Source organism: Halomonas sp. TH-94 (assembly GCF_057473365.1).
The window spans coordinates 1-21,933 of the sequence record NZ_JBYCKL010000065.1; the positions used below are offsets into that span (position 1 = coordinate 1).

The following is a 21,933-nucleotide window of genomic DNA, read 5'->3' on the forward strand; positions in this document are numbered from 1 at the left end:
ACCGGCCTTTGCCGGTCGACGTTACCAGGTCATTCGTCGTTCTGGATTCCGGGGCTACGCAGGTAGCGGAAGAAATCGCTGGTCGGGTCCAGCACCAGCATGTCCCGCTCGCCGTCGAAGCTGTTGCGGTAGGCGTTGAGGCTGCGCCAGAAGCTGAAGAACTCCTGGTTCTGACCGTAGGCCTCCGAGAATATCGCCGCCGCTTCGGCATCGCCTTCACCGCGCAGAGTCTCGGCACGCTCGGTGGCCTGGGCCAGTAGCACCTGACGCCGACGGTCGGCGTTGGCGCGAATACGCTCGGCCTCTTCCTGACCCTGGGCGCGCCACTCGCGAGCCTCACGCTCACGCTCGGAGCGCATCCGCTCGAAAACCGCGGCCGATACGTCATCGGGCAGGTCGATACGCTTCACCCGGATATCCAGGATCGACACGCCAAGCTCTTCTCGCATCAGCGCATCGAGCTCCTGGGTCGGACGAATCATCAGATCGTCACGACGCTCGGCAATGATCTGCTGCAGGTCCAGACGCCCGAATTCGTTACGCAGACTTTCGTCGACCCGCGGCTGGATGAGGCGAATCGCCATCATCTCGTCTCCGGCCGTCGCCTCGTAGTAGCGGGTGGGATTGATCACCTGCCACTTGACGTAGGAGTCCACGATCACCGCTTTCTGTTCGAGGGTCAGGTAGCGGCTGGTATCGGTATCCAGCGTCAGTACGCGAGTGTCGAACTTGCGAACGGTCTGCGTGATCGGCACCTTGAAGTGCAGTCCAGGCTGGATGTTCTCTTCGATGACCTCACCGAAACGCAGCTTGACGGCACGCTCGGTCTCGTCGACCACATAGAGGCTGTTGCTGGCCAACCAGGCCACGGCAGCCAGGCCACCCACGATGATCAAGGAACGGTTGTTCACCATTTAGCGGCCCTCCCTGCGGATACCACCGGTATTGCCACCCTGCGCCGAGGACGTCGTCCGCAGGCGTTCGAGCACTCGTGGATCGAGCTCACCGCTTTCGCCACGTGCCGCATCGCCGTTGCCCTCGCCACCACCGCTACCGCCACCGCCGCCAGGGCGCTGGTCGAGCGGCAGATACATCAGCGGGGCGTCGTCACGGACATCGATCAGTACCTTCGGCGTACGTGCGAAGACGTCGGCCATGGCATCGATGTAGAGACGCTCACGCATGATTTCCGGCGCGTTGTCATATTGAACCAGCAGCGCGTTGAAGCGGTTGGCCTGACCTTGAGCTTCTGCCACTACCGACTCGCGATACCCCTGGCCCTGCTCGACCAGACGCTGCGCCTGACCCTGGGCGGCCGGAATGATGGCATTGGCGTAAGCCATGCCCTCGTTGATGGTCCGCTGACGATCTTCGCGAGCCCGGATCACGTCGTCGAAGGCATCGATGACGGGGGCCGGCGCCGAGGTCGACTCGATGTTGATGGTCTGCAGGCGAATCCCCGTGCCGTAGCTGTCCAGATAAGTCTGCAGTCGACTCGCCACGGAGCTACCGAGGATTTCACGACCGGAGGTCAGAATCTCGATCATGTCCGTGCCGCCGACCACGTGGCGCAGCGCACTGTCCAGCGCATTCTCGATGGAGAGCTGCGGATTGCGCACGTTGAGCACGAAGTCACGCGGGTTGTTGACCTGATACTGAGCCGAGATCTCGACCTCGACGATGTTCTCGTCGCGGGTCAGCATCGCCTGGGTCTGAGTCAGTGAACGAACGCGGGTCACGTTGACCATACGCACGTCATCGATCAGCGGCGGGTTCCAGTGCAGGCCTGGGCCCACCACGGTCTGGAACTCACCGAAGCGCAGCACGACGCCGCGCTCGGCCTGGTCGACCAGGTAGAACCCCATGGCTCCCCAAATGCCTAGGGCGATCACCAGCAGCAGGCCCGGCAGCGCAAAGGTATTGCGCGGCTTTCCGCCACCCTTGCCGCCTCGACCGCCGCCACCTTTGCCACCACGGCCGCCCAGCATGCCATTGAGCTTGTCCTGAAACTTCTTCAGGGCCTCGTCAAGGTCGGGTGGCCCCTGGTTACCGCCGCGGTTACCACCGCCGCCGCCATTCCCGCCATTGCCGCCGCTGCCGCCATTGCCGCCACCGCGTCGCCCCCCACCGCTCCAGGGGTCATGCTGGTTGCCGCCACCCGGCTCATTCCAAGCCATACGTCGTCTCCACTCTGCGTTGCCTCTCAATCGGCGTCACGGTCAGCCGCATTAGAGAGGCCGGTTGCCATCCTGTTATGACGCCGATTATCGTCCGGCGTCGTTATTTCTAGGGGAAGTCGATCCAGTCGATCGGGACACTGCCGTCGTCACGCATCCCATACCGGCCGTTCGTGCAGCTCGGACGGAAGATAGTCTTCCGCACGCTCTCCCAACCGGGCCATCAACTGCAGGAAATCACGCCGAGGAAGGCGCACGTCGAGCCGCACCATGCCACCTTCCTCGTACTCTTCTTGTCGTACGGCACCGAGTTCGTGCAGGCTCGCACGCAGGCGACCTTGCTGCGGTGAAAGCAGCACGCTGAACTCGATAACGTTCTCCGCCAGACACTCCGACAGTGCCTGCCCCAGCAAATCGAGGCCTCGCCCGTCGCGTGCCGACAGCCAGACGACCTCGGGCTTGCCATGCCCGTCACGCTCGATCCGCGGCGCACTGTCGAGCAGATCGATCTTGTTCATTACCTTGAGCATCGGCACATCCAGCGCACCGATTTCGTTGAGCACGTTTTCGACCTGCTCCACATTGAGTTCGCGGTCGGGGTCGGCAGCGTCTATCACGTGCACCAGCAGTGTCGCTTCGGACGCTTCCTGAAGCGTGGCCTGGAAGGCCTCGACCAGCTTGTGCGGCAAATGGCGGATGAAACCCACCGTATCCGCAAGCACCACGGGACCTACGTCATCGATTTCAAGTCGCCGCAGGGTCGGGTCAAGGGTGGCGAACAGCTGGTCGGCCGCGTAGACCTTCGCCTCGGTCAGCGCATTGAACAACGTCGACTTGCCGGCATTGGTATAGCCGACCAGCGAAACGCTGGGAATTTCCGCTCGCTCGCGCGCACGACGATTCTGGCTGCGCTGGCTGCGAACCTTGTCGAGCCGCTTGTGAATGGACTTGATTCGAGCCCGCAGCAAACGACGGTCGGTCTCGAGCTGCGTTTCGCCCGGACCGCGCAGGCCGATGCCGCCCTTCTGACGTTCAAGGTGGGTCCAGCCCCGCACCAGACGAGTCGCCATGTACTCGAGCTGGGCCAGCTCGACCTGCAGCTTGCCCTCATGGGTACGCGCTCGCTGAGCAAAGATATCGAGTATCAGTCCGGTACGGTCCAATACCCGACACTTGAGCTCCCGCTCCAGGTTACGCTCCTGGGAAGGACTCAAGCCGTGGTTGAAGATGACCAGCTCGGCGCCGTGCAGCTGTAGCGCCTCACGCAGCTCTTCCAACTTGCCGCTACCGATGAAGGTGCGCGAATCGGGGCGATGCCGGCTCCCGGTGAGCAACATGGCCGGGTCGGCTCCGGCGGAACGGACCAGCTCCAGGAACTCGCCCGGATCCTCGCGCTCGCGATCGTCCTGGAAGTCCACATGAACCAGTACTGCCGTTTCGCCGGCGTCGGGTCGTTCAAAAAACAATCAATACCTCACACGTTGCTGTCCGGCTGAGCCGCGGGATCCTGCGGCGGCAGCCGCACGTTGCGCGAAGGCACCACAGTGGAGATGGCGTGCTTGTAGACCATCTGACTGACGGTGTTGCGCAGCAGAATCACGAACTGATCGAAGGACTCGATCTGTCCCTGCAGCTTGATGCCGTTGACCAGGAAAATCGAAACCGGAATGCGCTCCTTGCGCAGGATGTTCAGGTATGGGTCTTGAAGGGACTGCCCTTTGGACATTTTACCTCTCCCTAAAACGTTCTTTTGAGGGGTGAAAGTTGTGTTCTTGGGTTGCCTGTCTTGCGACATGCCACCATGCCGGTTTGGCCTGGTCCCCCGGCCACTCGAAGCCAACATCTTACGCTAAGAGCCCGATTCACGCACGAATTTCAGGACCTCGTCCAGCGCATTCGGGGTCTGACTATCGACCCAGTGCAGTGCCGGCCAGCTGCGCAGCCACGTCAATTGGCGCTTGGCCAGCTGACGGGTCGCCACCACCGTGCGATGGCGCAACGCCTCGATATCCCCCGAACCATCGAGGTACTCCCAAGCCTGACGATAGCCGACACTCTTCATCGACGGCAGCTCGAGATGCAGGTCGCCACGCGCCCGAAGCGCCTCCACCTCGCCGAGCAGGCCGGCGTTGAGCATTACCTCGAAACGTGCCGCGATCCGCTCATGCAGAATACGTCGATCGAAAGGCGTGAGTCCTATCGACACCACTTTCCAGGGGAAGGTTTCAGGCTGCTGCTGTCGCCACAGCTCGGTCAGGGTCAAGCCGCTGGCACGATAGACCTCCAGAGCACGCATCAACCGCTGCGGATCGTTGGGATGAATGCGCCGCGCGGAGTCGGGGTCGACCCGGGCTAGTTCGGCATGCAGCCCTGCCAGGCCGCTGCGCTCGGCCTCGCGCGTCAGTTCGGCGCGTATCGCCCGATCGGCGGCTGGCAGATTGGCCACACCCTCGAGCAGGCGCTTGGCGTACATCATGGTGCCACCGACAAGTAGCGGCACCCGTCCCGCTGCGGTGATTTGTCGCATCTCACGGCACGCGTCCTCGCGAAAGTCGGCCGCCGAGTACGGCTCGGCCGGGTCGCGGATGTCGATCAACCGGTGCGGCGCACGCGCGAGCTCTTCTGCACAGGGTTTGGCGCTGCCGATGTCCATGCCGCGATAGACCATGGCCGAGTCCATACTGATCAACTCGCAGTCGAGCCGTTCATGCAGGGCGATAGCCAGATCGGTCTTGCCGGCGGCGGTGGGGCCCATCAGCAATATGGCAGTGGGACGAGAATCTGTCATCGAAGGCTCCTCACTGCCCTCGCAGGAAGAGGCGATCGAGCTGCTTCAGCGACATTTCGGTCCAGGTAGGCCGGCCATGGTTGCACTGGCCGCTACGCTCGGTGCGCTCCATGTCACGCAGCAGCGCGTTCATCTCGGCTACGCTCAGGCGCCGGTTGGCACGCACGCTGCCATGGCAGGCCATCGTGGCCAGCAGCTCGTTGATACGCGCCTCCAGGCGGTCGGAGCGTCCGAAGCGTTCCAGATCTTCCAGCATGTCGCGGATCAGTGGTTCGACATCGGCATCGGCCAGCAGCGCCGGTACCTGACGCACCAGCAGCGTCTCAGGCCCTGCCACGTCGAGCTCTACCCCCAAGCGGCTGAAGGCATCACGCTCAGCTTCCGCGGTAGCCACCTCGGCGTGGCTCGCCGCAAGCGACATCGGTACCAACAGCGGCTGTGCCTGTAACGCACCGTCGTGAACCTGAGACTTCATGCGCTCGTAGACGATGCGCTCGTGGGCCGCGTGCATGTCGACGATGATCATGCCCTGGGCGGTCTGGGAAAGAATGTAGATCCCATGGAGCTGAGCGATGGCGAAGCCAAGCGGCGGAATACCGCTGCCCTCTTCAGCAGCGGGAAGATCAGCCGCCATGGCCACACCTTCTCCGGCCGGTACTGAAACCTCGTCGCTCATCTCGCCATCGGTGGATCGAGGCGTGAGCAGTTGCTCCTCGTGGTCGGGGTGCAGTGCGCGGTAGCCATTCATGAAGGCACGCACGCGGTCGGCCGTTACCCGTCCGGACGATTCGCCGGTAGGGTGCAGTGCCATGAGCTGCTGCTGCCAGTGGGCCGCGGGCTCGCGCACTTCCTGCCCAGCGTCGCTTGCTCCGTCCCGGGTTACCTCTAAGGGTGAGCTTTCCGGTTGCAGATCGTTGCCGGCCGGTCGCGCCTCAGCCAGGGCCCGATGCATGCTGGAGAAGAGAAAGTCGTGCACCAGTCGACCGTCGCGAAAGCGCACCTCGTGCTTGGTAGGATGGACATTGACGTCCACTACCGTGGGGTCGACTTCCAGATAGAGCACGAACACCGGATGGCGACCATGGAACAGCACGTCACGGTAGGCCTGACGAATGGCATGGGCTACCAGTCGGTCGCGCACCACCCGTCCGTTGACGAAGAAGTACTGCTGATCGGCCTGGGCGCGGGAATGGGTGGGCAGCCCCACCCAGCCCCACAGGCGCAGGCCGCCGGCCGTCAGGTCGAGGTGCAGGGCATTCTCGATGAAACTCTTGCCCAACAGGGCGGCGATGCGCCGTTCGCGGCGGGTGGCATCATCGCCTGCCGGTAGCTGATGAACGGTCTTCTGATTGTGGCGCAGCACCCAGGCGATGTCGTAGCGAGAGAGCGCCAGGCGCCGGAAAGCTTCTTCAACATGCCCATATTCGGTCTTCTCGGTACGCAGGAACTTGCGCCGTGCCGGCGTGTTGAAGAAGAGGTCGCGCACCGTGACAGAGGTGCCGCGGGGATGCGGTGCCGGGCTGACCCGAGGCTCCATCTGGCGCCCCTCGGCTACCACGCGCCAGCCGTTTCGCGGATCGTCATCCACATTGGCCACCAGCTCGAGCCGCGACACCGAACTGATCGAGGCCAGCGCCTCGCCGCGAAAGCCAAGGCTGGCCACACCTTCCAGGTCTTCCAGCGATGCGATCTTGCTGGTGGCATGGCGCGACAGTGCCAACGGCAGATCGGCTTCGGCGATGCCACTGCCGTCGTCACGCACGCGAATCAAGCGGGCGCCACCGGCTTCGAGCTCCACCTCGACGCGGCTGCTGCCGGCATCGATGGCATTCTCGACCAGCTCCTTGACCACCGAAGCCGGGCGCTCCACCACCTCGCCGGCGGCGATCTGGTTGGCCAGCCGGGGGTCGAGAACGCGGATTCGCCGGGTGGCGTCGAGAACCGTCATGAGCGAGGGATCCGCAATACCTGACCGACACGGATCACATCGCCGTTGATTTCATTAGCCTGTTTGAGCTGCGCCACCGGCACCCCGTGCCGGGCGGCGATCTGCGATAGCGTATCGCCGGGCTGGATGCGGTACTCGTTACTCGAGGGCGTGCGGCGATTGTCGCGCTGCCAGGCCAGCAGGCTGGCCGGCGGCGGATTGCTGCGGAAGTGCGACTCGATACCGGAAAAGATCGACTCGGCCAGCCGCTGCTGATGCCCCGAGTCGCGCAGGCGGCGCTCCTCGTCGGGATTGGAGATGAACCCCGTCTCGATCAGAAGCGATGGAATATCGGGCGACTTGAGCACCATGAAGCCGGCCTGCTCCACCCGGGAGCGATGCAATCGGTTGACGCGACCCAACTGGTCGAGCACCTGACCGCCAATGGACAGCGAGTCGTTGAGCGTGGCGGTCATGGTCAGGTCGAGCAGTACGCCACGCAGCACCTCGTCCTTGTCGTTGAGCGAGAGATTGCCGTCGACGCCACCGATCAGGTCGGCGCGATTCTCACTGGCCGCCAGCCACTGGGCCGTCTCCGAGGTGGCACCGCTCTGGGAAAGCGCATAGACCGAACTGCCACTGGGCCGCGGGCTGGTGAAGGCGTCGGCGTGTACCGAAACGAAGAAGTCGGCCTTCTGCTCACGCGCTATGCGAGTGCGCTGGCGCAGCCCGATATAGTAGTCACCGTCGCGGATCATCACGGCGCGGAAGCCTTCGGCCCCGTCGACGAGACGCTGCAGGCGGCGGCTGATCTCCATGACCACATCCTTCTCCCGGGTGCCGCCGGGCCCGATCGCACCGGGATCCTCCCCGCCATGCCCAGGGTCAATGGCGATGATGATGTCCCGACGCGGATGCGGTGCCGCCGGCTGCTGCGCCACCACCTCGGGGTCAATGCGAGGCGCCTCGCCGGCCGATTCGCCGCGATGTCGAGTAGCGGCTATCTCCTGCTCGCGAATCATGGCTTCGATCGGATCGATGGGGTTCTCCACCGCGCTCTCACCCGGGTACTCCATGTCCACTACCAGACGGTGTCCATACTGGTCGGTGGGTGGCAAGGTAAAATGGCGCGGCTCCACGTCGCGGGAAAGCTCCAGCACCACGCGCAGCCCCCCGCCGTCACGCGAGCCGCTACGTACCGTGGAGATGGCGCTACCCGACAAGTCGAGCTGGGCGAGATCCATATTGAGCTCGCTGCGATCGAGGTCGATGACCAACCGCCGTGGATTGTCCAGCATGAAGACATTGGCTTCGGCATCGGTTGAGAGGTCGAATACCAGGCGGGCATGGTCGGGAGCCGCCCAAAGACGAATATTGTCGACCTGGGCAGCTTGCACGGGAGTCGTCATCAACAGCAGTAAGAAAAGCAGCAGACCAAGGCAACTGCGGTAAATGAGACTCAGCTTACCGTCTTGGCCCGAGGGCAAGGATCGAGTGATCATCACGGCGTTTCACGCTCTCCATTGCAAATCAGATCGGTCAGGGCGGGTTCCATACGCAAGGCCTCGAGCACCGTTCGGCCATGGGGGGTGTTGGCCACGAGCCGGGCTTCACGTCCCTCGCCGCACAGTGCCAGAGCCACCTTCAGGTCGGGTAGCGGCAGCCAGCCTTCGCCCTGGCTCGGCCACTCGACGATACAAAGCGCATCGTCGGCGAACAGATCGCGGCCACCGATGAACTCGAGCTCCTCGGGATCGCCCAGGCGGTACAGGTCGAAATGGTAGATCAGGCCGCCCTCCAACTCGTAGGGCTCGACCAGCGTGTAGGTCGGGCTCTTGACGGCCCCGGCATGCCCATAGGCTCTCAAGATACCGCGAGCCAGCGTCGTCTTGCCGGCACCCAGCTCACCTTCGAGATAGAGGCGCCCCCGCCCCTTCAGGGCTCTACCCAGACACTGCCCGAAGACGACCTGACGGTCTTCGTCATCGAGTCTTATGCGCATCATGGCCCCCGGAAAACGTAGCTAACCCCGGTACGAAACCGGGATTGACGATGACTCGCGCATAGGATGCCAGATCGGCCGCCAGCAGGCCACGCTCCCCCGCATCACGCACCGCCATGTCGGCGGCCATGGCATGTACCATGACGCCGAGCCTGGCAGCCATTTCCAGCGGCAGACCCTGCGCCAGCAGCGCCCCAAGCATGCCCGAGAGAACGTCGCCCATGCCCCCCGAGGCCATACCGGGATTACCGTAGGGACACACCGCCAGGCTTTCCGGTCCTGCTATCAAGGTGCCGGCTCCCTTGAGCACGATCACACCGCCGTAGCGGCGCTGAAGCTCGCTCGCCGCCGCGGGTCGGTCGGCCTCCACGTCCGCGGCACGACAGCCCAGCAGACGTCCCGCCTCCCCCGGATGAGGCGTGAGTATCCAGTCATCGCGACGCTGATCGGTGAAATGAGAAGCCAGCAGGTTTAGCCCATCGGCATCCACCACCAGCGGCCGGGTGGCGCTCAGTGCCACCTGCAGCATGCCCTGCCCCCACGCCGCCTGCCCCAGGCCAGGCCCGACTACCAGCACGTCGGCCTTGTCCGGCAACGCCCCCAGCTCGGCGGCGCCGCGCAGACCATGTACCATCACCTCGGGGCGATAGGTCAGGCAGGCCGTGACGTGCTCCGGAGCGGTCGCCAAGCTGATCTTCCCGGCACCCAGGCGCGCCGCCGCCTCACTGGCCAGCAGCGCCGCACCGCCGAAGCCCGGCGCCCCGCCCAGCACCAGCACATGCCCCATGTCGCCCTTGTGGGCATCGCGGTCACGCGCAGGCAACCACGCTTCAACCAGCTCTTGATCGAGCAAATCCGCGGCCGGCCTGAGGTCGGCATGGCTACGCGCATCGACCCCCAAGGCTCGGAAGTGCACCTCACCGGCAAGCGCCGGCGCCCGTCCGGTATGCAGGCCGATCTTGTCGCCGATGAAAGTGACCGTGCGGGTGGCACGTACCGCCACGCCGAGCTCGGCGCCGGTATCGGCGGCCAGCCCGCTGGGGATGTCGATGGCCAGCACCGGCAGGCCGCTGGCATTGATCGCCTCGATGGCATCGCGGTACTCGCCGCCCACCTCACCGCTGAGCCCGGTACCGAGAAGCGCATCGACGATCACTTCGCCGCGAAAAGCGATATCCGTGCGCCAGGTTTCCAGCCCGACTCCCGCAGCCGTGGCCATCTCGGCGGCCCGTGCCGCGTCGCCTTCGAGCGCTGCTGTCGGCTTGAGAGCGATGCGCTGCACCTCGACACCTGCCACCGTCGCCAGAGCAGACAGCACGTGGCCATCGCCACCGTTGTTGCCGCCTCCGCACAGCACACTGATGCGTCTGACACCGGGCCAGCGAGCCTTGAGACTTTGCCAGGCGGCCGTCGCAGCCCGCTGCATCAGGGCGAATCCCTCGATGCCGCCATCAATGGTACGTCGGTCCAGCTCGCGCACTTGCTCGGCGCGATACAACGGACGCAGCATGACCTGTGATCGTTCTGAACGGTTATCCGACACCCCGTGTCTCCCTGGCGGCATTGCTTTATCATGCGAGTGTAAGCTGCATGGCGCTCTCGCCAATCCCTACGCTACGTTTTTACCCGGTTTTTTCTCGATCATGACCTCCCCCGCAATCCTCGAAGACAGCGCGCTGGAAGAGTTGGCCGCCACCATCAAGACGTGGGGGCGTGAGCTCGGCTTCCAGCAGGTGGGCATCGCCGACATCGATCTGGCCGAGGACGAGCGCCACCTGCAGCGCTGGCTGGATGCCGGCTTCCAGGGTGAAATGGGGTTCATGGCCAAGCATGGCACCAAGCGTACCCGGCCCGAGGAACTCGTTCCCGGTACCCTGCGGGTGATCAGCGCGCGTCTGGACTACCTGCCGGCTGACGTCGAAAGCGCCAAGGTGCTGGGCCAGCCGGAAACGGCCTATGTCTCACGCTATGCGGTGGGCCGCGACTATCACAAGCTGATGCGCAAACGCCTGGCCACCCTGGCCAGCTGGATAGAGGAGCGCGTCGGCCCCTTCGGCTACCGCGCCTTCGTCGACTCGGCGCCGGTGATGGAGCGCGCCCTGGCGCGCAAGGCCGGGCTGGGCTGGGTGGGCAAGAACGCCATGTTGCTCAATCCCCGAGCGGGCTCGCTGTTCTTTCTCGGCGAACTCTACGTCGACTTGCCGCTGCCCGTCGACCCGCCCTTCGACAGCGAACACTGCGGCAGCTGCAGCGCCTGCCGCACGGCCTGTCCCACCGAAGCCATCGTTGAGGACAAGGTGGTCGACGCCCGCGCCTGCATCTCCTATCTCACCATCGAGCTGTTCGGCAGCATCCCGGAGCGCTTTCGCGAAGCCATGGGCAACCGCGTGTTCGGCTGCGACGACTGTCAGCTGGTCTGCCCCTTCACCCGCTTTGCCAAAGCCACGACGGAAGTCGACTTCTCTCCTCGCCACGACCTGGATCGTGCCAGCCTGGTGTCGCTGTTCGCCTGGGGTGAGGAAGAGTTTCTCGACAAGACCGCCGGCAGCCCGATTCGCCGCATCGGCTACGAGCGCTGGCTGCGCAACCTGGCGGTGGGGCTAGGCAACGCCCCCTGGAGCGAAAGCGTGGTGGCGGCCCTGCACGCCCGCCTCGCCTTCCCCTCCGACCTGGTGCGCGAGCACGTGCGCTGGGCGCTCGAACGGCAGCGGGAGAAGCGTGCCCGGCTGATAGCAAGCGCCTGACCGTGGTGGGCCAAGGCTTTACCGGGGACAGCTCCCCTTGGTGGGCCAGCCAGGGCGCCCCTACTCCTCTTCGTCGCGCTCGCTGCCGGCCAAGCGCAGGAACGTATTGCGATAGTGTCCCAACTCCGCCACCGATTCGCGGATGTCGTCCAGCGCCTGGTGGGTATTGCGCTTGCTGAAGCCGGCCAGCGCACCCGGATTCCAGCGTTTGGCCAGCTCCTTGAGGGTCGAGACGTCCAGATTGCGGTAGTGAAAGAAGGCCAGCAGCTCGGGCATCTCGCGTTCGAGGAAGCGTCGATCCTGATGCACGCTGTTGCCGCACATGGGCGAGGAGCCGGGGGCCACGTAGGTCTTGAGAAACGCAAGAGTCTGCCGCTCGGCTTCGGCGGTATCGACATGGCTCTGCTTGACGCGCTCGACCAGTCCCGACTCGCCGTGGGTCTTCTGGTTCCAGTCGTCCATGGCGGCGAGAAGCGCATCGGGCTGATGCACCGCGAACACCGGGCCCTCTGCAATCAGATTGAGTTCGCCGTCGGTAATCAGCGTGGCCACCTCGATGATGCGTTCACGCTCGGGGTCGAGTCCGGTCATCTCGAGGTCGATCCATACCAGCAGGTCTTCTCGTGGCGTGGGGGTATTCGCCATTGAATAAAACTCCAGGTTGAAGGGCGCAGCGGGACAGGCCGAGCCACGCTGGGTACAATGCCCCTATTGTAACGATCTTCGGGTGCCCATGAGCAAACGCAAGTTGAGCCGCCAGCAGCGCTGGCGAATCGAGAAGGTACAGGCCGAGAGGTCCAGGCGCGCCGAGCAGCGCGATGCCAAGGATGAGCATAAGCTCAACGCCGGCGAATACGGGCCGGAACAGCCTGGTCGCGTCATCGCCCATTTCGGCCGTACCCTCGATGTACTGGGCGATGAGAGCCTGGGCACGGTTCGTTGCCACCTACGTGCCAACCTCGAAGGGCTGGTAACGGGCGACCGGGTCGTCTGGCGCGCCGCCTACGACCCGGCTGGTAACGTAGTGGATGGCGTGGTGGTGGCCCGCAGCGAGCGGCAGAATGTGCTGGAACGCCCCGACCCTCGCGGCCTGCTCAAGCCGGTGGCAGCCAATATCGATCAGATACTCATCGTGTTCGCCGTGGAACCCGCCCCGCACCCCAATCTGATCGACCGCTACCTGGTAGCCGCCGAGGCCACCGGCATCGCCCCCGTGCTGGTACTCAACAAGATCGACCTGCTACCCGACGATGGGGGCGAGCTGCGCGCACTGCTGGCTCGCTACGAGGCGCTGGGTTACCCGGTGGTGGCGACGACCACCGCCCGCGACGATGGGCTGGATGCCCTGCTGGAGCGCCTGGACGGGCGCACGTCGGTATTCGTCGGTCAGAGCGGCGTTGGCAAGTCGTCGTTGATCGACCGTCTGCTGCCCGATGAGTCACTGCGCATCGGCGCGCTGTCGAAGGATTCGCGCAAGGGCACCCATACGACCACTACGGCCCGGCTCTACCAGCTGCCGGCCGCCGACGACGCCGAGCTGATCGACTCGCCGGGGATCCGCGAATTCGGCCTGGTCCATCTGGACGAGCAGCAGGTCGCCGAAGGCTTCATCGAGTTTCGCGACTTCCTGGGTCGCTGCCGTTTTCGCGACTGCAGCCACCGCCAGGAGCCGGGCTGCGCCCTGCTCGAAGCCGTCGAACGCGGCGACATACATCCCCAGCGCTTTGCCAGCTACCGCCATATCGTCGATAGTCTCAACGAGACCTGACTCGGCCGCATCGCGACAAGACCAAGGAGAGCGCCATGAGTTCCGAAGAGAATCTGCTACCGCTGATCGTCGAACCCGAGCAGCTCACCGAGCACTTGGACGACCCACAGCTGCTGATCGTCGACGTCCCGCTGCGAACGGAAAGCTATGAAGAGGGCCATGTGCCTGGCGCCGTGCTCCTGGACTTTCGCCGTCTGATGCGCGGCGAGGGCGAGGTGCCCAACGAGGTGCCGATCACCGAGGCGCTGTCGAAGCTGTTCTCATCACTGGGGCTCACCCGCGATACCCACGTGGTAGCTTACGACGATGAGGGCGGTGGCTGGGCCGGACGCCTGTTGTGGACACTGGAGCTGATCGGCCATACCCGCTACTCCTACCTCAACGGCGGCATCCACGCATGGCGCCAGGCTGCCCAGCCGGTCGCCCATGAGCCGAGCCAACCGGCTCCCAGCGAATACGAAGCCGAGATTCTGCACCCGGAGGCGGCCATCGACCGACTGGAGCTGCAAGAGCGGTTGCACGAAAAAGGCTTCGCGGTATGGGACGCTCGCTCACCGGCGGAGTACCGGGGCGAGAAAGGCGAGAACAAGCAGCTCGGCCATATTCCCGGCGCGGTCAACATGGAGTGGACCGAGGCCATGGACAAGGAGCGTGCGCTGCGTATTCGCGATTACGCCGAGCTGATCACCGAGCTCGAGGCACTGGGGCTCACGCCGGATATGGAAGTGGTCACTCACTGCCAGAGCCACCACCGCAGCGGCTTCACCTGGCTGGTAGGCAAGGCACTGGGCTTCGAGAAGATCCGCGGCTATGCCGGCTCCTGGAAGGAGTGGGGCAACCGCGACGATACGCCGATAGAGAAGTAAACTACGCCCTTATCGCTGGGCGGTCATGCGAGGCGATTTGCGACAATCGAGAACGAAACCCTGGCATTCGAGAGCGGGGTGGCGCGCCGGGCAGGATCAAGGTCCCTCTTGCCTGCCCTAAATCGACATCCCTGTCGATTTGCGCCGCCCGGCTCCCTCAGGGCTGCGTCCTCGACAAGGTTGCTTCTCTGCCTCACAGACCGCGCAAAATTTGCCTGCATGGAATGGACTTACCTTGTCTCTCGCCAAGTTCTTCGCCCTGATCCAGTATCCGATTCCCCATCACCTGCTCTCACGGCTGGTGGGTTGCCTTGCCGAAACCCGCGTGGCCTGGCTCAAGAATGCGCTGATTCGCGCCTTCATCAAGGCCTTCAAGGTCGACATGGGCGAGGCCGCCGATCCCGATCCCACCGCCTATGCCACTTTCAACGATTTCTTTACCCGGGAGCTGAAGCCGGGCGCTCGCCCCCTTGGCGAAGGGCTGCTCTCACCCGCCGACGGCAACCTTTCTCAATTCGGCCCCATCGAGGCCGACAAGCTGCTGCAAGCCAAGGGGCACCGCTTCTCGGTGATCGACCTGCTCGGCGGCGATGCCGACGCCGCGCGACGCTACAGCGGCGGCAGCTACGCCAACGTCTATCTCTCGCCCAAGGACTACCACCGCGTACACATGCCGCTGGCCGGCACCCTGACCGAAATGGTCTACGTGCCGGGGCGGCTGTTCTCGGTCAACTCGGCCACGACGGACCATGTCCCCAATCTGTTTGCGCGCAACGAGCGCCTGGTGTGCCATTTCGATACCGAATACGGCCCCATGGCGGTGGTACTGGTCGGTGCGATGATCGTGGCTGCAATCGAGACGGTGTGGGCCGGACAGATCACTCCGCTCTCGGGCCAGGTGCAGCGCATCCGCTTCGACAAGCCGATTCACCTCGAACGCGGCGCGGAGATGGGCCGCTTCAAACTCGGCTCCACGGTGGTGATGACCTTCGCCGGCCAGGTCGACTTCGACGCCGCCCTGGCACCCAAGACCAAGGTCAGCATGGGCCAGTCGCTGGGTGGCTTCCCGAAGCGGAATACGCCCGACTTCGTCTAGCCGCTCTTAGCAACGCTGCGTGGCGAAGGCCATGACTTCGGCAACGCTCGCCCGCCCCAGGGCGAGCTGGATCAGCCGGTCGATGCCGAGCGCCACGCCGCTGCCTGCCGGCATGCCGTGTTCGAGTCCAGCCAGCAGGCGTAGGTCGATATCCACCTCCGGCAGCCCCAACCCCCGCCGTACGCCATTGTCCTCGATAAAGCGCGCACGCTGCTCATCGGCATCGGTGAGTTCGTCATAGCCGTTGGCGAGCTCCAGCCCGCCGAGATAGACCTCGAAGCGCGAGGCGACCCACTCGCCGTCTTCGGGATCGCGATGGCGCCGCGCCAAGGCCGCCTGGCTCGCTGGGTAGTCCACTACCACGTCGAGCCCCTCGCGCCCCAGATCGGGCTCGATGATCAGACTCATCAGCAGGTCGAGGCAGTCGTCGTGCTCGGCATCGTGCATGTCGAGTCCGCCGCGCTCACTTGCAGTTCGGCGCAGCGCATCGATCTCGACGGTGAAGGGGTCAAGTCCCAACGCCTCGCGGAACAGCTCGCGATAACGTCGCCGGCGCAGCGGGCCGGGATCGCGACCAAGCACATGGCGAATCAACCCCGCCGCTTCCTCGATCAGATCGTCGAGGGAGAAGCCCGGGCGATACCACTCCAGCATGGTGAATTCGATATTGTGGCGGCTGCCTACCTCGCCGTCACGGAAGCTGCGCGCCAGCTGAAAGATCGACCCTGAACCTGCGGCCAGCAGCCGCTTCATATGAAACTCGGGAGAAGTCTGCAGCCACAGCCGCTCGCGCCCGGCAGGCGTCGTCGCCTCGAGCGACAGCGAGGCCAGGTGCACGTCGGTGCTGCCGCCGTGTCCCAACACCGGCGTCTCCACCTCCAGCACGCCGCGCGCGGCGAAGAACGCCCGCACCTCGGCCAGCAGCCGCGCTCGCTCGCGCAGCGTCTCGATACTCGCCGTGGGGCGCCAGTCAGTCGTCATACTCTACTACCTCCCAGCAACAAGAAAGCCACGCCCTTGGAGCGTGGCCTACATTGGGCAGCAAGAAACCGCGGCTTGCCGGCGACAGGTCTACGAGAGGGCGCTGTGAATACCTCCCTGTACGCTACTTTTGCCCTGCTTCGCTCTCGCATCCTGCTCCGCTTGCAGGACCGGGGCTGGCCATCCATGGCCAGCCCGCTCGGAGCGATGCTCCTCACCCATGGCAAAAGACCCTCTCTACTACCTGTCCCCTACGCAGCTAACCGCACAAGCCGTCCTAGCGCCCTCTCCGAGCGATGCTCAGACGAGGCGAATCCCGAGTAAGGCAGCGGAGTTTAGCAGCGCTAAATGAGCAAGCCGACTCGGGATTCAACGACGTATGAGCAAGCGCAGGAAGGGCTGCAGCTCAAGCGCGGGAGACGTAGTCACCAGAGCGCGTATCGACTTTCAGCACTTCGCCCTGGTTGATGAACAGCGGCACCCGCACCACCGCACCCGATGAGAGCGTGGCCGGCTTGGAGCCGCCCTGAGCGGTGTCGCCCTTCAGGCCCGGGTCGGTCTCGACCACTTCCAGCTCGATGAAGTTGGGCGGCGTCACGCTGATGGCATTGTCGTTCCACAGCGTCACGGTGTAGGCCACCTGCTCCTTGAGCCACTTGACGGTGTCGCCCAGCGCCTTCTTCTCGACGGCGTACTGCTCGAAAGAGCCGTCGGTTTTCATGAAGTGCCACATGTCGCCGTCGTTGTAGAGATACTCCATCTCGAGATCGATGACGTCGGCGCCTTCGAGAGACTCCCCCGACTTGAAGGTGCGCTCCCACACGCGCCCGGTGATCAGGTTGCGCAGCTTCACACGGTTGAACGCCTGCCCCTTGCCTGGCTTGACGAATTCGTTCTCGACGATGGCGCAGGGGTCGCCGTCGAGCATCACCTTCAGACCGCCCTTGAATTCGTTGGTAGAATAGTTAGCCATGTTGCCTCTCGAATGATCGGGCGCGCCGCAGCAGGCTCTGGGCGCGCAAAAGAACCGAATCGACGAGGATTCGAGCCCTCGTCCCTTTGTGACTGGTGTGCCGCATGATAACCCGAAGCTCCGCCCTTTTGCAGAGAGCGGAATCGACCTGTGCTGAAGTCGCTCCTCTGGCGCTGCAGAGCCTCTGGCAGACCCAGCTCTCGCGGGCGGTCCGAGACCCGCGCGAGCTGTGCCGACGGCTGGGATTGGATGACAGCTGGCTACCCGGCGCCGAGCAAGGCCACGCTCTGTTCGAGGTGCGCGTGCCCGAGGCGTTCCTGGCCCGCATGCGGCACGGCGACCCCGCCGATCCCCTGCTGCGCCAGGTGCTGCCGCTTGCTGCCGAAGGCGTGGCCATACCGGGCTATGTGTCCGATCCCCTTGCCGAGGCCGAGCATACGCCGGGGCCGGGGCTGATCCACAAGTACGCCGGGAGGGTGCTGCTGATCGCCAGCCCCGTCTGCGCCGTGAACTGCCGCTACTGCTTTCGTCGCCACTTCCCCTATGGCGACAACAGCCCTTCCCGCGCTCAGTGGGAGCGAACTCTGGATATCCTGAGGCAGGACACCTCGATTCACGAGGCGATTCTCTCCGGCGGCGACCCCCTGGCCGCCAGCGACCGCCAGTTGGCCTGGCTGGTCGAGCGCCTCGAGTCGATTCCCCACCTCAAGCGGCTACGCATCCATACCCGCCTGCCGGTGGTGATTCCCGACAGGGTCGATGACGCTCTGCTCAGCTGGCTCGGCAATACGCGGCTGCAGAGAGTGATGGTGCTGCATGTCAATCACGCCCAGGAGATCGACGACGCCATGGTCGAAGCCTGTGCCCGGCTCAAGCAGGCTGGCGTCACCCTGCTCAACCAGAGCGTGCTGCTGCGCGGCGTCAACGATTCGGTGGAGGCGCTGGCCGAGCTCTCCGAGCGACTGTTCGAGGCAGGCGTACTGCCCTACTACCTGCATGTGCTCGATCCGGTTACTGGCGCGGCACATTTCGACGTACCAGACGCAGAGGCCCGCGAACTGGTCGCGGGCCTCAGAGAGATACTGCCGGGCTTCCTGCTGCCACGCCTGGTCAGGGAGATCCCCGGCGAGGCGAGCAAGACGCCGCTGTGACCAACGATCAGGCGGCGCTGTCGAGAAGCAGTTACTTGACGTCTGCCAAGCTCTCGGCGGTGACATTGGCCGCCGCCGGCTGGGTGGAGACGTGGCGGTTGATGGCGCTCATCACCGCCTTCATCGAGGCGCTGGTGATGCTCTCATCGGTGCCCACGCCGAACACCGCCTTGCCATCGATGCGCACCTCCACGTAGGCGATCGCCTCGGCGTCGGCGCCCTGACCACGTGAGTGCTCGTGGTAGTCGATGATCTCCACGTCATGGCCGGCCGCACCCAGGGCCTTGATGAAGGCAGCCAGTGGGCCGTTGCCCTCACCGCGGATGGCACGCTGCTCGCCACGCTCGTCGATGCTGGCCTCGAGTTTCACCTTGGGGCTATCGGCTTCAGAGGCGAGGCGATGGTTGATCAGCGCATAAGGGGTCGTGCGCTCCAGGTACTCGTCGGCGAAGGCCTGATAGATCATCTGCGAGGTGATCTCGCGCCCGGTGCGATCGGCCACCTCCTGCACCACCTGGCTGAATTCGATGGAGAGCCGGCGCGGCAGTTCGATGCCGTGCTCCTGCTCGAGCAGGTAGGAGACCCCGCCCTTGCCCGACTGGCTGTTGACGCGAATCACCGCCTCGTAGCTGCGGCCCACGTCCAGGGGATCGATGGGCAGGTAGGGCACCTCCCACATGGCATCGGGGTTGGCGCGGCGCTCGGCCATGCCCTTCTTGATGGCGTCCTGGTGGGAGCCTGAGAAGGCGGTGAAGACCAGGTCGCCGACGTAAGGATGGCGCGGGTGAACCGGCAGCTGGTTGCAGTACTCCACTTCGCGCATGATCGGCGTGATGTTGGAGAAGTCGAGCCCGGGGTTCACACCTTGGGTATAGAGGTTCATGGCCAAGGTGACGATGTCGACGTTACCGGTGCGCTCGCCATTGCCGAACAGGGTGCCCTCGACGCGATCGGCCCCGGCCATCAGGGTGAGCTCCGCCGCTGCCACGCCGGTGCCGCGGTCGTTGTGCGGGTGAACGCTGACGATCAGATGATCGCGATTCTTCACGTTACGGCAGAACCACTCCACCTGGTCGGCGTAGTTGTTGGGCGTGGCTGCCTCCACGGTAGCCGGCAGATTGACGATCATCGGCTTCTCGGCCGTGGCGCCGTAGGCTTGCATCACCGCCTCGACCACCTCCTTGGCGAAATCCATCTCGGTGGTGGTGAACAGCTCAGGCGAGTACTGGAAAGTCCAGTTCGTCTCCGGCGCCGCCGCCATCAGCTCGCGGATCTGCGTGGTGGCGTCCACGGCGATGCCGATGCACTCTTCCCTGCTGACGTTGAACACCACACGGCGGAACACAGGATCGGTAGCGTTGTATACGTGAACGATAGCGTTCCTGGCGCCCTCGAGTGCCTCGAAGGTACGTTCAATCAGATGCGGACGCGCCTGGGTCAGTACCTGGATGGTGACGTCGTCGGGAATCCTGTTCTGCTCTATCAGCGCACGTACGAAATCGAAGTCGGTTTGCGACGCCGAGGGGAAACCGACCTCGATCTCCTTAAAGCCGATCTTCACCAGCAGGTCGAAAAAGCGCTGCTTGCGCTCCTGATCCATGGGATCGATCAACGCCTGATTGCCATCACGCAGGTCGACGCTGCACCACAGCGGCGGCGTTTCGATGCGTCGGTTCGGCCATTGACGGTCGGGCAGGTCGACGGCAACGAAGGGGCGATATTTGACGGCGGGGTTGTCGAGCATCATGGTGGTTTTCTCCCAGGCTGGCGGCATTCAGAAACGACGACGCCCCGGCTGCATGGAGCATGCCGGGGCGTCGAGGCAATGGACGAAACACGCTACGCGACCGATGACGGTCACGGTAAAACGGCGTACGTAGCGAGAAGCGATTCGGTTGGTTGACATCTTGGTACCTCGACTGACCTGGACAAAACGCGATGCGCGACGCATCGCCCGGCGCTCAAAGGCCGGCTAGTAGTCGTAGGTTCAGGCTGAGGTAGCAAAATGTCATGTTCATACTCTCTAGAAAATCAGCATGCGCGACGCTTGTCAAGGCACACTTCCGTTTTCGGCCTGCCGCCACCATTCGAGAAGCCGAGGTGGTGCGGCCTCTTCGGACACCGTCAACGACCAGAGAGCGCCCCTGCTCGCATCCTCTACGCTCAGGCAAAAGCGGCGGCGATCGGCACCCGGCGCCGCTTCTTCGGCCTCATTGAGGCTCGACAGCAGGTGCCAGAGCTCGTCACGCTGCGCTTCGCTGTAATGAGCGCAGTGGATGCAACGCGGACGCGCCAGACCAGGGAAGTGCGCTACCCCCCCTTCACGCCGCAGCCAGACCACGCTGACCTCGGTCAGCTCAGGCGGCCGACTCACGGCAGCACCCCGACCTGGCGCCAACCTTCACGTGCCGCCGTTGCTTCCTCGCTCGCAGCACCATAGCGGCGCGCGGCGTTGTCCAACGTCAACATGGCAAACGTAGTGAACTCAGCGTCCTGCCTCAGGCGCCGGTCGACCAGGGTGTCATACCAGATTTGTCCGGCCCGCTCCCAGGCGTTGCCGCCCAAGGCCATGGCGGTAAGCTGGAAAGCTCTGTTGGGGATACCCGAATTGATGTGCACGCCACCGTTGTCCGCTTCGGTCATCACGAAGCTGTCCATATGGTCGGGTTGCGGGTCGCGCCCCAGCAAGGGGTCGTCGTAGGCGGTGCCGGGCCGGGCCATGGAGCGCAGGGCGAGACCTTCGACGCGCTCGGTGAATAGCCCCTTGCCGATCAGCCAGTCCGCCTCGTCGACGCTCTGCTCCAGCTGTCGCTGCCTGACCAGGCTGCCGAACACGTCGCACAGCGACTCGTTGAGCGCCCCGGACTGACCGGCATAGGCCAGCGCGGTTTCGTGCTGGATGACGCCGTGAGTCAGCTCATGGGCCACGATGTCCAGCGCGATGGTGAAGCGGTTGAACAGCTCGCCGTCACCGTCGCCGAATACCATCTGCCGACCATCCCAGAAGGCGTTCTCGTAGTCCCTGCCGTAGTGAACCGTCGCCAGCAGTGCCATGCCGTGGTCGTCAATGGAGTGCCGCTGATATACCTCCCAGAACAAGCGGTAGGTCGCCCCCAGGCCCCGGTAGGCCTCATCCACGGCGAGATCGCCACTGTCGCCCTGTCCTTCGCTTCTCACCAGCCGTCCAGGTAGCACCTCGCGCTGCTCGGCGGAGTGCACGTAGCGCGCCGACTCGCCGCGCCGTGCGCTGCCCTGAGGCAGACTGGCCGCTCCTGCGCGGGCGCGGAACTGCTGATCGACAAGCAGGGTATGTCGGGCGCTCTCGCGCAGATGGGTGGACCCACCTTTGGCGACACGCTCGAGCAGGTAGGGCGGTAGAAAGGTGCGCGTCCCCGAGGCTGAATGGTCGGTCATCCCTTACTCTCCTTCTGCCATGTGGCTCGACCGTCGAGCCTGCTCA

General features: G+C 64.4%; 21 protein-coding genes. 5 read left to right on the forward strand and 16 right to left on the reverse strand.

Annotated features, from left to right (window positions below; translation table 11 throughout):
* Positions 1 to 29 precede the first annotated feature (29 nt).
* The 9 genes from hflC to AC2VNO_RS12400 all read right to left on the reverse strand — a co-directional run bounded on the left by hflC (position 30) and on the right by AC2VNO_RS12400 (position 10,404).
* On the reverse strand, positions 30 to 914 hold the full coding sequence (gene hflC, locus AC2VNO_RS12360; RefSeq protein WP_228579355.1) for a protease modulator HflC: 885 nt from the start codon (positions 912 to 914) through the stop codon (positions 30 to 32).
* Positions 915 to 2,177 carry an FtsH protease activity modulator HflK gene (hflK, locus tag AC2VNO_RS12365; RefSeq protein WP_486934388.1) on the reverse strand — a complete coding sequence of 421 codons (1,263 nt, stop codon included), beginning with the start codon at positions 2,175 to 2,177 and terminating at the stop codon, positions 915 to 917. It lies immediately after the preceding gene.
* Positions 2,178 to 2,326: 149 nt separating this feature from the next.
* Complete coding sequence (gene hflX, locus AC2VNO_RS12370; protein ID WP_486934389.1) at positions 2,327 to 3,643, reverse strand: ribosome rescue GTPase HflX; 1,317 nt, start codon at positions 3,641 to 3,643, stop codon at positions 2,327 to 2,329.
* 8 nt (positions 3,644 to 3,651) lie between these two features.
* On the reverse strand, positions 3,652 to 3,903 hold the full coding sequence (gene hfq, locus AC2VNO_RS12375) for an RNA chaperone Hfq (protein WP_010627317.1): 252 nt from the start codon (positions 3,901 to 3,903) through the stop codon (positions 3,652 to 3,654).
* 123 nt (positions 3,904 to 4,026) lie between these two features.
* Positions 4,027 to 4,965, reverse strand: coding sequence for a tRNA (adenosine(37)-N6)-dimethylallyltransferase MiaA (gene miaA / locus AC2VNO_RS12380; protein ID WP_486934390.1), 939 nt, complete (start codon positions 4,963 to 4,965; stop codon positions 4,027 to 4,029).
* A gap of 10 nt (positions 4,966 to 4,975) precedes the next feature.
* Entirely contained in the window at positions 4,976 to 6,913 is a 1,938-nt protein-coding gene (gene mutL, locus AC2VNO_RS12385) for a DNA mismatch repair endonuclease MutL (protein ID WP_486934391.1), read from the reverse strand.
* Positions 6,910 to 8,301, reverse strand: a complete 1,392-nt coding sequence (locus AC2VNO_RS12390) for an N-acetylmuramoyl-L-alanine amidase (protein WP_486934484.1) — start codon at positions 8,299 to 8,301, stop codon at positions 6,910 to 6,912. The genes mutL and AC2VNO_RS12390 overlap by 4 nt, the downstream gene beginning before the upstream one ends.
* 92 nt (positions 8,302 to 8,393) lie before the next feature.
* The gene (gene tsaE / locus AC2VNO_RS12395; protein WP_486934392.1) at positions 8,394 to 8,894 is read right to left on the reverse strand and encodes a tRNA (adenosine(37)-N6)-threonylcarbamoyltransferase complex ATPase subunit type 1 TsaE; all 501 of its coding nucleotides are present in this window, start codon (positions 8,892 to 8,894) and stop codon (positions 8,394 to 8,396) included.
* Positions 8,875 to 10,404 (reverse strand): NAD(P)H-hydrate dehydratase, encoded by a 1,530-nt coding sequence (locus tag AC2VNO_RS12400; RefSeq protein ID WP_486934393.1) that lies wholly within the window; start codon positions 10,402 to 10,404, stop codon positions 8,875 to 8,877. The genes tsaE and AC2VNO_RS12400 overlap by 20 nt, the downstream gene beginning before the upstream one ends.
* Positions 10,405 to 10,537: 133 nt before the next feature.
* Here AC2VNO_RS12400 and queG point away from each other — a divergent pair, with 133 nt between their 5' ends.
* On the forward strand, positions 10,538 to 11,638 hold the full coding sequence (gene queG / locus AC2VNO_RS12405; RefSeq protein WP_486934394.1) for a tRNA epoxyqueuosine(34) reductase QueG: 1,101 nt from the start codon (positions 10,538 to 10,540) through the stop codon (positions 11,636 to 11,638).
* A 60-nt stretch (positions 11,639 to 11,698) separates the two neighbouring features.
* Here queG and orn read toward each other — a convergent pair whose 3' ends face one another.
* Positions 11,699 to 12,283: an oligoribonuclease gene (gene orn / locus AC2VNO_RS12410; protein ID WP_486934395.1), complete on the reverse strand. Its 585-nt coding sequence runs from the start codon at positions 12,281 to 12,283 to the stop codon at positions 11,699 to 11,701.
* Positions 12,284 to 12,371: 88 nt separating this feature from the next.
* Here orn and rsgA point away from each other — a divergent pair, with 88 nt between their 5' ends.
* The 3 genes from rsgA to asd all read left to right on the forward strand — a co-directional run bounded on the left by rsgA (position 12,372) and on the right by asd (position 15,368).
* The gene (gene rsgA / locus AC2VNO_RS12415) at positions 12,372 to 13,406 is read left to right on the forward strand and encodes a small ribosomal subunit biogenesis GTPase RsgA (RefSeq protein ID WP_486934396.1); all 1,035 of its coding nucleotides are present in this window, start codon (positions 12,372 to 12,374) and stop codon (positions 13,404 to 13,406) included.
* A 35-nt stretch (positions 13,407 to 13,441) separates the two neighbouring features.
* Positions 13,442 to 14,272: a sulfurtransferase gene (locus tag AC2VNO_RS12420; RefSeq protein ID WP_486934397.1), complete on the forward strand. Its 831-nt coding sequence runs from the start codon at positions 13,442 to 13,444 to the stop codon at positions 14,270 to 14,272.
* A 235-nt stretch (positions 14,273 to 14,507) separates the two neighbouring features.
* Positions 14,508 to 15,368, forward strand: coding sequence for an archaetidylserine decarboxylase (asd, locus tag AC2VNO_RS12425; RefSeq protein WP_486934398.1), 861 nt, complete (start codon positions 14,508 to 14,510; stop codon positions 15,366 to 15,368).
* A 6-nt stretch (positions 15,369 to 15,374) separates the two neighbouring features.
* On the opposite strand, the gene epmA is transcribed toward asd, so the two are convergent.
* Together epmA and efp are read right to left on the reverse strand one after the other, a co-directional pair.
* The gene (gene epmA / locus AC2VNO_RS12430) at positions 15,375 to 16,349 is read right to left on the reverse strand and encodes an EF-P lysine aminoacylase EpmA (protein ID WP_486934399.1); all 975 of its coding nucleotides are present in this window, start codon (positions 16,347 to 16,349) and stop codon (positions 15,375 to 15,377) included.
* A gap of 406 nt (positions 16,350 to 16,755) precedes the next feature.
* Positions 16,756 to 17,322 (reverse strand): elongation factor P, encoded by a 567-nt coding sequence (gene efp / locus AC2VNO_RS12435; protein WP_228579342.1) that lies wholly within the window; start codon positions 17,320 to 17,322, stop codon positions 16,756 to 16,758.
* A gap of 104 nt (positions 17,323 to 17,426) precedes the next feature.
* Here efp and epmB point away from each other — a divergent pair, with 104 nt between their 5' ends.
* Positions 17,427 to 18,473 (forward strand): EF-P beta-lysylation protein EpmB, encoded by a 1,047-nt coding sequence (gene epmB / locus AC2VNO_RS12440; RefSeq protein ID WP_486934400.1) that lies wholly within the window; start codon positions 17,427 to 17,429, stop codon positions 18,471 to 18,473.
* 31 nt (positions 18,474 to 18,504) lie between these two features.
* On the opposite strand, the gene leuA is transcribed toward epmB, so the two are convergent.
* The 4 genes from leuA to AC2VNO_RS12460 all read right to left on the reverse strand — a co-directional run bounded on the left by leuA (position 18,505) and on the right by AC2VNO_RS12460 (position 21,887).
* On the reverse strand, positions 18,505 to 20,220 hold the full coding sequence (leuA, locus tag AC2VNO_RS12445; RefSeq protein ID WP_486934401.1) for a 2-isopropylmalate synthase: 1,716 nt from the start codon (positions 20,218 to 20,220) through the stop codon (positions 18,505 to 18,507).
* A gap of 27 nt (positions 20,221 to 20,247) precedes the next feature.
* Entirely contained in the window at positions 20,248 to 20,379 is a 132-nt protein-coding gene (locus AC2VNO_RS12450) for a hypothetical protein (protein ID WP_486934402.1), read from the reverse strand.
* Between the two features lie 144 nt (positions 20,380 to 20,523).
* Positions 20,524 to 20,847: a protealysin inhibitor emfourin gene (locus AC2VNO_RS12455; RefSeq protein ID WP_486934403.1), complete on the reverse strand. Its 324-nt coding sequence runs from the start codon at positions 20,845 to 20,847 to the stop codon at positions 20,524 to 20,526.
* Positions 20,844 to 21,887, reverse strand: a complete 1,044-nt coding sequence (locus tag AC2VNO_RS12460) for a M4 family metallopeptidase (protein WP_486934404.1) — start codon at positions 21,885 to 21,887, stop codon at positions 20,844 to 20,846. Before AC2VNO_RS12460 ends, AC2VNO_RS12455 begins: the two co-directional genes overlap by 4 nt.
* Positions 21,888 to 21,933: the final 46 nt, after the last annotated feature.